14 protein-coding genes are annotated in these 12,998 nt (G+C 38.9%); 9 read left to right on the top strand and 5 right to left on the bottom strand.

Features of this window, described 5'->3' with window-relative positions; translation table 11 throughout:
- Positions 1 to 9 precede the first annotated feature (9 nt).
- Positions 10 to 519, top strand: a complete 510-nt coding sequence (locus G7084_RS07470; protein WP_166011441.1) for a GNAT family N-acetyltransferase — start codon at positions 10 to 12, stop codon at positions 517 to 519.
- A gap of 194 nt (positions 520 to 713) precedes the next feature.
- On the opposite strand, the gene G7084_RS07465 is transcribed toward G7084_RS07470, so the two are convergent.
- From G7084_RS07465 to G7084_RS07445, 5 genes are all read right to left on the bottom strand, one after another.
- A complete protein-coding gene (locus tag G7084_RS07465; protein ID WP_166011439.1) occupies positions 714 to 1,112 on the bottom strand; it encodes a cupin domain-containing protein in 399 nt (132 codons plus the stop codon).
- A gap of 100 nt (positions 1,113 to 1,212) precedes the next feature.
- A complete protein-coding gene (locus G7084_RS07460; protein WP_166011436.1) occupies positions 1,213 to 1,899 on the bottom strand; it encodes an energy-coupling factor ABC transporter ATP-binding protein in 687 nt (228 codons plus the stop codon).
- A gap of 2 nt (positions 1,900 to 1,901) precedes the next feature.
- Entirely contained in the window at positions 1,902 to 2,645 is a 744-nt protein-coding gene (locus G7084_RS07455) for a CbiQ family ECF transporter T component (RefSeq protein WP_166011434.1), read from the bottom strand.
- Between the two features lie 54 nt (positions 2,646 to 2,699).
- The gene (gene cbiM, locus G7084_RS07450) at positions 2,700 to 3,572 is read right to left on the bottom strand and encodes a cobalt transporter CbiM (RefSeq protein ID WP_166011432.1); all 873 of its coding nucleotides are present in this window, start codon (positions 3,570 to 3,572) and stop codon (positions 2,700 to 2,702) included.
- Between the two features lie 55 nt (positions 3,573 to 3,627).
- Positions 3,628 to 4,299 (bottom strand): Crp/Fnr family transcriptional regulator, encoded by a 672-nt coding sequence (locus G7084_RS07445; protein WP_166011429.1) that lies wholly within the window; start codon positions 4,297 to 4,299, stop codon positions 3,628 to 3,630.
- A 215-nt stretch (positions 4,300 to 4,514) separates the two neighbouring features.
- On the opposite strand from G7084_RS07445, the gene larA reads away from it, so the two are divergent.
- The 8 genes from larA to G7084_RS07405 all read left to right on the top strand — a co-directional run bounded on the left by larA (position 4,515) and on the right by G7084_RS07405 (position 12,971).
- A complete protein-coding gene (larA, locus tag G7084_RS07440; protein WP_166011427.1) occupies positions 4,515 to 5,795 on the top strand; it encodes a nickel-dependent lactate racemase in 1,281 nt (426 codons plus the stop codon).
- Positions 5,796 to 5,798: 3 nt separating this feature from the next.
- Complete coding sequence (gene larB / locus G7084_RS07435) at positions 5,799 to 6,551, top strand: nickel pincer cofactor biosynthesis protein LarB (RefSeq protein WP_166011425.1); 753 nt, start codon at positions 5,799 to 5,801, stop codon at positions 6,549 to 6,551.
- A complete protein-coding gene (larC, locus tag G7084_RS07430) occupies positions 6,548 to 7,840 on the top strand; it encodes a nickel pincer cofactor biosynthesis protein LarC (RefSeq protein ID WP_166011422.1) in 1,293 nt (430 codons plus the stop codon). Before larB ends, larC begins: the two co-directional genes overlap by 4 nt.
- Positions 7,841 to 7,842: 2 nt before the next feature.
- On the top strand, positions 7,843 to 8,673 hold the full coding sequence (larE, locus tag G7084_RS07425; protein WP_166011420.1) for an ATP-dependent sacrificial sulfur transferase LarE: 831 nt from the start codon (positions 7,843 to 7,845) through the stop codon (positions 8,671 to 8,673).
- A 135-nt stretch (positions 8,674 to 8,808) separates the two neighbouring features.
- The gene (gene larD / locus G7084_RS07420) at positions 8,809 to 9,522 is read left to right on the top strand and encodes a D/L-lactic acid transporter LarD (RefSeq protein WP_166011418.1); all 714 of its coding nucleotides are present in this window, start codon (positions 8,809 to 8,811) and stop codon (positions 9,520 to 9,522) included.
- 101 nt (positions 9,523 to 9,623) lie between these two features.
- On the top strand, positions 9,624 to 10,244 hold the full coding sequence (locus tag G7084_RS07415; RefSeq protein WP_166011416.1) for a sugar O-acetyltransferase: 621 nt from the start codon (positions 9,624 to 9,626) through the stop codon (positions 10,242 to 10,244).
- A 186-nt stretch (positions 10,245 to 10,430) separates the two neighbouring features.
- Positions 10,431 to 10,604: a 50S ribosomal protein L32 gene (gene rpmF, locus G7084_RS07410; RefSeq protein ID WP_166011414.1), complete on the top strand. Its 174-nt coding sequence runs from the start codon at positions 10,431 to 10,433 to the stop codon at positions 10,602 to 10,604.
- A 300-nt stretch (positions 10,605 to 10,904) separates the two neighbouring features.
- The gene (locus tag G7084_RS07405) at positions 10,905 to 12,971 is read left to right on the top strand and encodes an ATP-dependent Clp protease ATP-binding subunit (protein ID WP_166011413.1); all 2,067 of its coding nucleotides are present in this window, start codon (positions 10,905 to 10,907) and stop codon (positions 12,969 to 12,971) included.
- Positions 12,972 to 12,998: the final 27 nt, after the last annotated feature.

The raw sequence follows: 12,998 nt of genomic DNA, 5'->3' as shown, positions 1-12,998 counted from the left end.
GATTATATTTTGGAAATATTAACATATAATGACACAATGCATGAAGCAGTGAGTCATTTAATTCGAACTGCTTTTACTGCGACCGATCATGGATATGATGGTGAGGTTGAATTAACAGATGCTTTAAGAATTAGTTCAACTGTGACTTTTGAATTGGTGGCATTCAATGAGCGTAAACCAGTGGGTTATGCGATGCTTAGTGTAGCGACCATTAATTCAGACTCAGACCAACAAGGGTTAGTCTTAGCGCCATTGAGTGTGGCACCGGAATTTCAGAATCAAGGAGTGGGAAGTCATCTAATGCATGTAGTCGAAAATTTGGCGCTGCAAAGAGAATACCAGTTTATTAGTATTTTGGGTTCTCCGGATTTTTATCATCGGTTTGGCTATACTGCGGCTAGCCGGTTTGGTATCCAAGCTCCAATGGAAATTCCAGATGAATTTTTTATGTTGAAGCCAATGACCTTAAATCATAAATTTAATGGCATGTTGAATTACGCACCTGAATTTGGAATATGAAAAGATTAGCTTAAAAAGATCCTAAGGGATCTTTTTTAGATTTCAAACAAATTAGAGTGATTCATTTTTCCTGACATCGCTTGATTAGACACCTTAAGGATGATAATCATGGATTAAGATGTGCTATAAGTGATTTTATGTTAGGAATAAACGCGTAAAAAAACGCCATATTTCAGGCGTTAGTTCGAATTATATTATGATGGTTTATGTTCTTGAACAATTCCAGCTGGGTGTTGTACTGGTGCATAAACCGAGATTACTTGCATGGGAGCATCGCCGGAATTAGTAATATTGTGCCAAATGTTTTTGGGGACAATAACGGTATCGCCGGCCTTGACGGTTTTTTTAATGGTAATATGATCTTTATGATCACCCATCTGTACGGTTCCAGTTCCAGCTGCTAAGAAGAGCAGTTGATCATGCGTGGGATGAATTTCCATACCGATGTCACCATGACCAGCTGGAATACTCATCAACGTTACCTGCATCTCTTCGCCTGTCCAAATTGCTTCACGGTAATTGGTATTTTGCTTGGCCATTTCAATCATATTTTGAATAAAAGGCGTCTTACCCGTATCGCTAAATTGTTGCATAAAAGAACCTCCTATGTTGACAATGAAAACGGTTACAAAATCATTATAACATGCTTTTTTGAATTAAATTGAGATACTAAATATTAAATAACTATGAAAGTTAGTAGGTATTAGCTAGTTGAATAATGTCGGTTATATCTTTTATTGGGACGTTATTTTGACCGTTCTCAACGATCAAAACCTCATCAATCAAATTAATAATTGATTGAAAATCGTGATGGGCAATAATTATTTTATGTGTTTGTTTATATTCTTGTAAAACTTTTAAGATTAGATTACTATTTTCGAGGGAGAGTCCCCCAAATGGTTCGTCTAAAATTAAGAGCTGTGGTTGATTAATTAAAATACAGGCAATGCTGACTAATTTTTTTTGACCACCTGAAAGTTGGGTGGGTGATAAATTTAAAAGTGGTTCTAAGGCGAAAGTTTGTGCAGTTTTTTGAACCATGCTTTGCACTTTGGTGGCGGGAAAGTTTTGACTGGGTCCATAGGCTAATTCATCAAAAACAGTTGAGTTAAAGAGCATTGTTTCGGGGTTTTGCAATACGATCCCAATATTTTGGTAAAAATCACAAGGTAATTCACGAGCGTTAATCAATTGTTGTTGAAAATAAATAGAACCCTTAGCGGGGCTAGTTAAGCCGGCCATTAATCGAATTAAGGTTGATTTACCAGCGCCGTTAGCCCCTAAGATGGCGGTAATACCAGTGTTGGTCAATGTGAAATCGAATTTAAAGGTAGTTGATTGATTAGGGTATTGATATTGAACTGCTTCGAATTTAAACATCATCATTCTCCTAGAAATAAGAAACTACTAAGGCAAGTCAGGATTAGGACAGCTATATACCGATATCTGAAGCGCTCCATCGTTGGATTGATTTGCCGAATTTTCAATCCAGCGGCATGGTGCTGGCTATTAATATGAATTTTTTCCACCAAAGTTCCTAACAAATGACTGCTTTTTTGAAAAGAAAATCGAGTTAACTTAAGCGTGCGAATTTGTTGTGCTTCAAGTAATCTTACTAAGTTTTGGGCGCCATCCTGGATACTAATCAAAGAAATATTGAGTGCGAAAATCATTGTCCGAGGCAATCCAATTTCTTCAAGGGCATGTGAAAACTCTGCGATTGAAGTATTTAGTTGATATTGGATAATCAGGATTAAATTAATCGCTAAACGTAAAATAAACCGCTCAGCAAATGATGGATTTGACCAAAAAATGGTGGGTAAAACTAAAATACTGCTAAAAAAAAATAATGAGAAAAATCTCTGACTAAATTGAAAAATCCAAGTAAGAGAATGGCAGACGGTCATAATTAATAAACCGAGGCAAATGACGATCAAAAATTTGATCGGGATAATTTGAGCCGTGACTATTAAAAAACAAACTAAAGTAATTAACCGCCAAGCAGCGATCCTGACTGGGCGGTTAATTTTTTTTACAGTTGGCTGTGATTCTAAAAAATTTAGAAGCTGATTTAGTCGAAAGCGATTTTGTTGTAAAACTGATTTATGCTCTTTTTTGATCCACATAGTGTAGTCCTCTGATGAGAATGATCAGGATTAGTATCAAGACCAACGCAATAATTAATGCTGATGTAAAACTCTGCATTGAACCAACTTGGTAATCAGGGAGCAGGGCATGATATTTTTGGGTGGTTTGCATCCCCTGTGGAATATGACCTTTGAAGTAGTCCACGGACCATTCCCCCAGGCGGGCGCGGAGATGAGTGTACCAAGAGGGGTTAGCACGCCTAGACCAATTAATCCCAACACTAATGGTTTAATTTTTACGGTTTGTTGGATGATTATCTTTGGATTATGGTGTAGCACATAAGAATAAATTATCATGGCAAAGGCCCCTTCAATGATTCCAACAATGAATAAATGAGTACCCATCATCGCTGTAATCGTGATGGGTAGGGGATAGGGGTTGTATAGTGGCTGTCCGTGCGTAGTGTGAAACAATATTGGTTGTAAACCTAACTCAATTGCCACAAAGAGCGCTGCTAAATTAATTCCTAAATACGAGCCGAGGGCGACTGCTATTTTAGGGAACCCCCATTTATGGATGATCGAGTAAATTCCATAACCAAATAAAGGCATAATGACGGCCATATTAATGATATTGGCCCCTAATGCTAGAACTCCACCATCCCCAAAGATAAAAGCTTGGAGAATGAGCGCAAGGGTTAGCGCTAAAACTGCTTCATACGGGCCTAATAGAATTGCTAGAATGGTCGCGCCGACTGCATGTGCCGATGTCCCACCCGGAATTGGTAAATTTAGCATCATAATTAGAAACGAACAGGCTGCACCAATTCCGATCAGGGCAATGCGGTCTGGGGCGTTTTTGATTTTATTGGCAACTTGTTTAGTGGCGTAAGTGACAATGGGAAACGCTGTGGCGTACATTAAAAAACAGGTTTCAGGGCTCAGATATCCATCTGGAATATGCATTTTTTGATCTCCTAATTTTGTAATAAATTTAGTTTAGATCAGATGTTTAAATCAATTAAATGGCCACATTATCTAATAAGTAATCCATATCCTTAATAATAATGTGGTGATTCTTTATATCAATCACCCCCTGTTGACGGAGCGAGGTAAGAATTCGATTTACTGAAGATTGTGAATTGATTCCACAAAATCCAGCGATGTCTTCATTAGTTACCATGAAATCAATATAAGTTCCTTGACGATCCGGCAGTCGTTTACCAAAGAGGGTATTTAATTCATATAAAAAAGCACAGACAGCTCCAGCTTTACCATTCATCATAATCCGTTGGAGGTGAACAATATTTTGAGATAATTTATTGCGATAGTACTCCTTGACATAGGATTGAAGACCTTCGTCAGCGTTAACCAAGCGCCAAAAATCAACTCGGTCAATTTTATAAAATTCAGCAAACTCAGATTCAATTCGAACGTTGAAAGGTTGATCAGTATATTTGGAAACTTCATCACGTAAAAGACTGATAACGTCAGGTTTAGTAATATATGAAATGTTAAATTCTCGTCCATCTTGCAAAATAGTGGAGTTTTTCACAATTCCATTTTTCAAGATATAAGTGCTACTTTCTTCAAAACCATGATAAGTCAAATAGGTATGTCTTTTTTTTCGAACAACTGGGACGCCTTCTCGTTCTAGAGAGTTAAGTAAGTATTCAATATGGCTAAGAACCATCATAAACCTCCGGTAAGTCAAGATGATAAACATCTGATCTTTTAATATGATACTTTTAAAAAAATTTTACCACACTCCTAAATCTTTATAACAAATCATATAAATAAATGAAGATGTCTAATTACAATAATGAATCTTGTTTTTTTAAACCAAAATACGCCCTACAATGAATGTCAGTTTCACGAATGTAATATATTTCAAGGGGAGCGTTTTACATGATTGATATTGAACTACCATACGACAAAAAGACCATTACCGCACATATTGCGGATGAAAATTTTGCTGGTAAATTGGTTTCGAAAGCGGCTAATTTTAAAGCGAAATTTGATGAAAAAGAATTAGTGGAACGATCTTTGGATGAAGCAATTGGCGGACCAACGTTAGAGGAACGGGCCCAAGGCAAAAAAAATATTGTGATTATTTCATCGGATCATACTCGCCCGGTCCCATCGCATATCATTACGCCGATTTTGTTACGCCGGTTGCGGGCGGTTGCACCTGAAGCTCGGATTCGAATTTTGGTGGCGACGGGGTTCCATCGTCCGTCCACACAGGAAGAGTTGATTAATAAATATGGTGCTGCCATTGTCGAAAACGAAGAAATTGTGATGCATAAGTCTGAAGTTGACGCGGATATGGTTAAAATTGGAACTTTACCGTCTGGCGGGGAACTTATTATTAATAAAGTAGCAGCCGAAGCGGATCTTTTAATTGCTGAAGGTTTCATTGAATCGCATTTTTTCGCTGGCTTTTCAGGTGGTCGTAAATCAGTCTTACCAGGAATTGCTTCATACAAAACGATTATGGCTAACCATTCGGGTGAATTTATTGATGATCAACACTCACGCACAGGTAATTTGCACCATAATTTAATTCATGAGGATATGGTGTACGCCGCTAAGCAGGCGCACTTAGAATTTATTTTAAATGTTGTGCTTGATGAAAATAAAAAAATTATTGGTTCATTTGCTGGTGATATTGAGGCAGCTCATCAAAAAGGAACTGACTTTGTGGCTTCGTTGTCGCAAGTCAAGGCCGTTAAGTCTGAAATAACAATTTCGACTAATGGTGGTTATCCTTTAGACCAAAATATCTATCAAGCCGTAAAAGGAATGACTGCCGCTGAAGCTTCCAACCAAGATCACGGCACGATTATTATGGTCGCTGGAATGCGTGATGGGCATGGAGGAGAAGGTTTTTATCATAATATTGCGGATGTCAAAGAACCAAAAATGTTTTTGGATAAAGCCACACATACCCCACGGTTAAAAACGGTTCCGGATCAATGGACCGCTCAAATTCTAGCTCGTATTTTAGTTCATCATCGAGTCATCATGGTATCAGATTTAGTTGAGCCTAAATTAATTACTGATATGCATATGGAATTAGCTTCAACTCTTGAGGAGGCCTTAGATATGGCCTATCAAAAAGAAGGTCAACGGGCCAAGGTAACAGTAATTCCCGATGGTCTAGGTGTAATTATTTCAGAGGATTAGAAAATGCAAAAGGAACAGATGACGCAAATATTGCAAGCGGTGGCCGCTCAAGAGATTGATGTTGACCAAGCTCAAAAAAAAATATTGAATCAAGGGTTTACTGAATTAGATTTTGCGAAGATTGATTTTGATCGGCAGAAACGTACAGGCTACCCCGAGGTTATTTATGGGGCTGGAAAGACTGTGACAGAACTGAAAAAAATTATTTTTGCGATGCTTGAACAGAATCTACCAATTTTAGTAACTAGAGTAGATGCTATGAAAGCCGCAATTTTGGGTGAGCAATTTCCCACTCTGCACTATAATGCCCGCGCCGAAGTATTAGCTACTAAACCAGCCCAGGAGTTGGTTGGTAAAATTGCGATCGTGACGGCTGGGACTTCGGACCTTAAAGTTGCAGAAGAGGCGGCAGAAACGGCCTTATTTTTAGGCAATCAAGTTAATCGAATTTATGATGTGGGGGTGGCAGGCATTCACCGCTTATTTGCGCGCCTTGATGAAATTCGGGCGGCGCAAGTTGTGATTGTGATTGCGGGGATGGAAGGTGCTCTAGCAAGTGTGGTTGGCGGTTTGGTTGCTAAACCGGTAATTGCGGTTCCGACAAGTATTGGCTACGGATCAAATTTTGGAGGAATGACGGCGTTGTTAACGATGCTAAATTCTTGTGCGTCGGGAATTACAGTCGTTAATATCGATAACGGTTTCGGTGCAGCTTATTCAGCCAGTATGATTAATCAGATCGGGGTAGCAAAATGAAAACTCTATATTTAGATCCATTTTCAGGTGTAGCAGGAGATATGCTCGTTGGGGCGTTACTAGACTTGGGCTTAGATTTTGAACAGTGGCAAGTCCAATTGCAACGCTTAAATATCACTGGTTATCATTTGTCGATCGAAAAAACTAAGGTCTCAGCCATTAATGGGACCAAGTTTCATGTGCAATTAGTTGATCATAAACAAAAGATTGATACGGGATTAACCGCGTTGGAGCAGACTTCGACAGTGGATGCGCATGCTAATCAATCAGTTAAGCATCATCACCATCATCATGGACGAAATTTAGAAATGATTACAAGCATCATTGAAACCAGCGGACTTTCAACCTATGTCAAAGAATCAGCCATTGCCGTTTTTCAAGAGATTGCCCAAGCAGAAGCGCAGGTGCATGGCTTGGCAATGAACGAAATTCACTTTCATGAAGTGGGCGCTGTAGATTCGATCGTGGATATTGTTGGAACTTTAATTGCCATTGAAATGTTAGAGGTTGATCAGATTGTCTGTGGTGAAATTTATGATGGGACGGGATTAATCCAGGTAGCGCATGGAATGATGCCCGTTCCAGTTCCCGCAGTCATGATCTTACGCCAGGGAGCCGATTTGCCAATGCGTCAACGTGCTGATGTAAAGACGGAATTAGTTACCCCCACGGGGCTGGCGTTACTTAAATTTTTAGTGAATGAATTTGGACCGCAACCGCAGGATATGATTTTACTGGGCGTAGGCTATGGATTTGGGAGTCGAGAAACTGGAGCATTAAACGCGCTACGGATTAGTTTGTTTGATTCCAAAATGAGTAAAAAGATTCAACAAAGGCAGAGCGATGCGGTATTAGAATTGCATACGAATTTAGATGATGAAACGGGTGAAGCGATCGGGGCGATCACAAACCATTTAATGAATTTAGGTGTCTATGATGTCTTTTGCACGCCCATTTTTATGAAAAAGAATCGGCCGGCTTATGAACTAACTGTTATTCTTCCTGCCCGCCTCCAAAATAGCGTAATCGAATTATTATTTAGAAAAACGTCCACGGTGGGAGTTCGGTGGCAAAATATGCAACGGGCCATGATGGAACGTTCCTTTGAACAGATTGAAACCACTTTGGGGCTGGTTCAGGTTAAAAATTTTACATATCACGGTATTGAGAAATTCAGTTTTGAATTTGATGATATAAATCAGATCGCTGAAAAACATCATCTAACGTTAACTAAAGTTAAGCAAATAGTAATGCAACAAATCAAGCAAGATAAGTACAGGGAGCTTTAAAAATGAATATTTTAGATAAACAAAATCAAGTTATAAGTATGTTAAAAGAGTCAAAAAAAGTATTAGTAGCTTTTTCAGGAGGGATTGATTCAACGCTGGTATTAAAACTAGCGGTGGATACTTTAGGCACCCAAAACGTTAAGGCGGTCGTAGCAAATTCAGTGTTATTTACCCAGGTCGAATTTGATCAGGCGGTCGGATTGGGAAAGACGATGGGGGTGGAAGTAATTCAGACGGAAATTGATTACTTAACGAATGAATCCATTAAATATAATAAACCAACATCATGGTATTGGATGAAAAAATTATTTTACCAACGGCTTAATGAAATTGCTAAAGAAGAACAAGTTGATGCTGTATTAGACGGGATGATCATGGATGATCAACAGGACTTTCGTCCCGGATTACGGGCTCGTGATGAGGAAGGGGCGATCTCATTACTTCAAGCAGCTGATTTTTATAAAAGTGATGTCCGTAATTTGGCGACACAATTGGGTTTGAAAAATTGGAATAAGGTCGCTTCTTGTTCTGTCTCATCACGGTTCCCATATAATACTGAGTTGACCGTGGTGGCGATTGAACGTTTGAAGCAAGCTGAAGCCTTTTTGCGAAGTTTGGGGTTCGCAACCGTACGGGTACGAGTGCAAGATTTAACTGCTCGAATTGAGGTGCCTTTGACACAGGTAAATGAATTGATTCAACAAGCAGGCCAAATTAATGCGCAATTAAAAGAATATGGCTATCAGTTTGTGACTGTTGATCTACAAGGATTTAAGTCGGGGCGTATGAATGATCAATTATCAAATGAAGTGAAAAACGCTTTGGTAGATTAGCATTATGAGATATCAAGATGAAACCGAGATGGAATCAAGCTTGAGGTGTTCATGTGGGTGTCATTGCATTGAAGCTTAATGGGTTTAAGGCTGATCGTTTCAAGTTGATGAGTTGATAGAAAAGGAGTTTTTGGTATGTTGCACAGTTTATTTGCGGAGTTTTTAAGCACTGCACTCATGGTTGTTTTTGGAGTTGGCGTTCATGCAGATACCGTCTTGAATGATACTAAATATCACGGTTCTGGACATTTATTTGCGATCACCACCTGGGGATTTGGAATTTCCGTTGCCCTGTTTATTTTTGGAGGGGGTTGTATGAATCCAGCCATGGTCTTAGCTCAAAATATTTTGGGTTTGTTACCTTGGTCGGATTTGGTACCATATTCGATTGCTGAAGTTCTCGGTGGGGTTATTGGTTCGATGATTGTCTGGGTGATGTATGCCGATCAATTTCGCTCTTCGGAAGATAAAATTGACCCTAATGTGATTCGGAATATGTTTTCAACGGCACCGGCCATTCGTAATTTACCCCGGAATTTTTTCGTAGAATTCTTTGCTACCTTTGTTTTTATTACTGGTATTTTTGCGATTTCACAGATTAAGGTTCCAGGCGTCACACCGATTGGCGTTGGTTTATTGGTCTGGGCCATCGGAATGGGTTTGGGGGGGCCAACGGGATTTGCGATGAATTTAGCGCGTGATATGGGTCCTCGAATTGCGCATCGGTTGCTACCTATTAAAAATAAAGCTGAATCTGATTGGCAATATGGAGTTATCGTTCCTGGAATCGCACCATTCTTGGGCGCAGCAGTAGCGGCATTATTTGTTAAATATTTTTTATCTATCTAAATTTTTATAAATCAAGACAGTATTTAATTTAAGCGCATACATGGACTCTCGAATATGCTATAATTTGTTCGTATAAATAAATTAGGAGATAATTTATCCAGATGAATAAACACATGCAAGATCCTGATGTTAAAAAATTAATGCAAAAAGATGTTTTTAAAAAGGTTGATGATGGTGATTGGTACCAGTATGGTCATGAACCACAGTTACAAGCGATCGTTAAAAAAAGTGCCCAACAGATTCAAAAAATTAACCAAATAGCGATTGAAGATGATCGCAAAGCGACCGACCAATTACGTCAGTTTTTGCCGCATCTTGCCGCAGATGTTGATATATATTTTCCGATTAATTCAATCGAATACCCTGAAAAATTATCAGTGGGTTCGCGGACGTTTATAAATGCAAATTTACAGATTTTAAGTGCTGGGCAAGTAACTATCGGCCAAGATTGTTTTATCGGTCCAAATTGTCAATTGTATACGCCGAATCATCACCCTTCAAATCCGAAGCTCCGTCGGGCAGGTTGGCAATATGACTTACCGATTAAAATTGGAGATGATTGCTGGTTTGGTGGATCGGTAATTGTTTTGCCGGGTGTCACAATTGGCGATAATGTAGTGATTGGAGCTGGGAGTGTGGTTACCAAAGATATCCCAAGTCATACCATGGCGGCCGGAAATCCAGCCCGTGTCATCAAACAAATGCCCAAAATTCAGGAATGAGGGTTGAATGTTGAATTAACCATGTTAGAATGGGATAAGTGATGTTCAGTTATAGCTTTTTTGTTGATTGTTATCTTGACAAAATATAAAAAAACATGTAAATTAGAACAGTTGAAAAATAATCGATTATTAATTAATGCTGCCTCCTCAGTTTAGGCTTGGTAGCGTAAAAAGGAGGATACAACTATGGCAGTTCCAACACATAAAACTTCAAAGGCTAAGAAGCGTTCACGTCGTGGAGGACGCGGTGGAATCCAAACCACTGCAATCCACATGAACGAAAATGGTGTTTACGTACGTAACCACCACGTAGCCGCTGATGGTTCATATAAGGGTAAGCAAGTTATCGAAACTAAGTAATTTTAGTTGATAATTTAAAAGATAGAAGAGCTGATGAATTTTTAATTCGTCAGCTTTTTTTGTTGGTATTAACGATGAAAAATGTGACATGGTCAAAAAAATATATTAAAATAAGATTATAACAAAATGTTATTTAACACAGAAAAACATTAGAAATTCCGTAAAATGACTTGCACTCTATATGGTATAGTGCTAAAATAATCATGTAAGGTTAGGAAAGGTCAAAATTAAAATTAAAGTATGTGAACGCGGTGACCTTTAAACTCATAAGAATAATTTAAAAATAGGAGGATATACAATATGGCAAATTATGACCCATTTAGTTTCTCGAATTTTGATGATATTTTTAATGCGATGAACGGAACCAATGACACAGCACGGCAACGAGCGCAAATGCAGCGGGCGCAGATGCAACGAGCAGCACAAGAACAAGCTAGTCGGCAACGACAGGCTGAAGTGGCTGAAAATCAACAAAATGAAGGTTTATTAGAACAGTTTGGAATTAATATGACCGAAATGGCTCGTAAAGGTAAATTTGATCCAGTAATTGGTCGTGATGATGAAATTCAACGAGTGATTGAAATTTTGAATCGACGGACGAAAAATAATCCCGTTTTGATCGGAGAGGCTGGAGTTGGTAAGACTGCAGTTGTTGAGGGCTTAGCACAAGCAATCGTTGATGGACAAGTTCCCGTTAAATTACAGGGTAAAGAAGTAATACGTTTAGATGTTGTTTCAATGGTGCAAGGGACTGGTGTACGTGGACAATTTGAAGAACGAATGCAAAAGCTAATGGAAGAAGTTACAAAACGTGAAGATGTTGTTTTGTTTATTGATGAAATCCATGAAATTATGGGAGCTGGTTCCGCCGGTGAAGGTGGAATGGACGCTGGAAATATTTTGAAGCCAGCATTAGCTCGTGGTGAATTCCAATTAATTGGAGCAACTACATTAAATGAATATCGACAAATTGAGAAGGATGCGGCGATTGCACGACGTTTCCAAACGGTTCAAGTTGATGAACCTAGTGCAGAAGAAGCGCTTCAAATTTTGGAAGGAATTCGAGGACGTTATGAAGATTATCATAAGGTTAAATATAGCGATGATGCTTTAAAGGCTGCAGTGGAGCTGTCAGACCGGTACATCCCTGAGCGCTTCTTACCAGATAAAGCCATTGACTTAATGGATGAAGCAGGTTCCCGAAAAAACTTAGCGATTAAGGTGGATGATCCAAAGAAATTAGAAAATCAAATTAAATATGCAGAAGATATGAAACAACAGTCAATTGATGCAGAAGATTATGAAAAGGCCGGTTATTGGAAGGCACAGGTAGAACAACTCAACCGCCAGAAGCAAGCGGCGCATGATTCGCAACCTGTTGATAGTCAAGTGCAGACAATTGGGGTTGATGACATTCAAAAAATTGTTGAAGAAAAGACAGGGATTCCAGTTGGTGATTTACAGAATGCCGAACAAAAGCAATTACAAAACTTAGCGGATAATCTAGCGGATCACGTGATTGGTCAAACTGAGGCTACTAAGAAGGTAGCGCGGGCCATTCGACGGAATCGGGTGGGCTTTAATAAAGCCAATCGACCAATTGGAAGCTTCTTATTTGTTGGTCCAACTGGAGTTGGTAAGACTGAAACTGCTAAACAATTAGCTAAAGAATTATTTGGAACAACTGATAGTCTAATTCGATTTGATATGTCGGAATATATGGAAAAACATAGTGTCTCTAAGTTGATCGGAGCGCCTGCCGGTTATATTGGTTATGAAGAGGCGGGTCAATTAACAGAAGCTGTTCGGCGGCATCCTTACTCATTGATTTTGCTAGATGAGGTGGAAAAAGCACATCCTGATGTAATGAATATGTTCTTACAAATTCTCGATGATGGGCGTTTGACTGATGCCCAAGGGCATACAGTATCATTTAAAGATACAATTATTATTATGACTTCAAACGCTGGAACGCAAAATCATGTTTCAGAAGATGAATCTGAAATTAAGCTGATGGATCGTCTTGCACCATACTTTAAACCTGAATTCTTGAATCGATTTGATGGTATTGTAGAATTTAATGCGTTGACTAAGTCAGACTTGATGAAGATTGTACGATTGATGTTAACAGATATGAATCAAATGATTGCCCCAACGGGATTGACCATTGAGGTTGATGAGAAAGTTCAAGCTAAGTTGGTCGATTTAGGTTATGATCCCGCAATGGGGGCGCGACCATTACGTCGAGTGATTCAAGAACAATTAGAAGACCAGATTGCCGACTTCTATTTGGATCATCCAACAGAACATGAGCTAGTAGCACACTTAAAAGATGATAAAATTGTTATTGAGAGTGCTAAAAAATAATTAACTTGGTTGTGTTTAGATTATTAA

Origin of the sequence: Weissella coleopterorum, assembly GCF_011304355.1 — a bacterium.
In the GTDB taxonomy this organism is placed as follows: Bacteria; Bacillota; Bacilli; order Lactobacillales; family Lactobacillaceae; genus Weissella; species Weissella coleopterorum.
This window is presented reverse-complemented; position numbering and strand designations above follow the sequence as displayed.

Bases quoted from the DNA above. Each gene is read 5' to 3' on its own strand.
- larE (WP_166011420.1), top strand. From the start codon at position 7,843: ATGAATATTTTAGATAAACAAAATCAAGTTATAAGTATGTTAAAAGAG.
- G7084_RS07465 (WP_166011439.1), bottom strand. From the start codon at position 1,112: ATGCAACAATTTAGCGATACGGGTAAGACGCCTTTTATTCAAAATATG.
- G7084_RS07460 (WP_166011436.1), bottom strand. From the start codon at position 1,899: ATGTTTAAATTCGAAGCAGTTCAATATCAATACCCTAATCAATCAACT.
- G7084_RS07455 (WP_166011434.1), bottom strand. From the start codon at position 2,645: ATGTGGATCAAAAAAGAGCATAAATCAGTTTTACAACAAAATCGCTTT.
- larD (WP_166011418.1), top strand. From the start codon at position 8,809: ATGTTGCACAGTTTATTTGCGGAGTTTTTAAGCACTGCACTCATGGTT.
- cbiM (WP_166011432.1), bottom strand. From the start codon at position 3,572: ATGCATATTCCAGATGGATATCTGAGCCCTGAAACCTGTTTTTTAATG.
- rpmF (WP_166011414.1), top strand. From the start codon at position 10,431: ATGGCAGTTCCAACACATAAAACTTCAAAGGCTAAGAAGCGTTCACGT.
- larB (WP_166011425.1), top strand. From the start codon at position 5,799: ATGCAAAAGGAACAGATGACGCAAATATTGCAAGCGGTGGCCGCTCAA.
- G7084_RS07405 (WP_166011413.1), top strand. From the start codon at position 10,905: ATGGCAAATTATGACCCATTTAGTTTCTCGAATTTTGATGATATTTTT.
- larA (WP_166011427.1), top strand. From the start codon at position 4,515: ATGATTGATATTGAACTACCATACGACAAAAAGACCATTACCGCACAT.
- G7084_RS07445 (WP_166011429.1), bottom strand. From the start codon at position 4,299: ATGGTTCTTAGCCATATTGAATACTTACTTAACTCTCTAGAACGAGAA.
- larC (WP_166011422.1), top strand. From the start codon at position 6,548: ATGAAAACTCTATATTTAGATCCATTTTCAGGTGTAGCAGGAGATATG.
- G7084_RS07415 (WP_166011416.1), top strand. From the start codon at position 9,624: ATGAATAAACACATGCAAGATCCTGATGTTAAAAAATTAATGCAAAAA.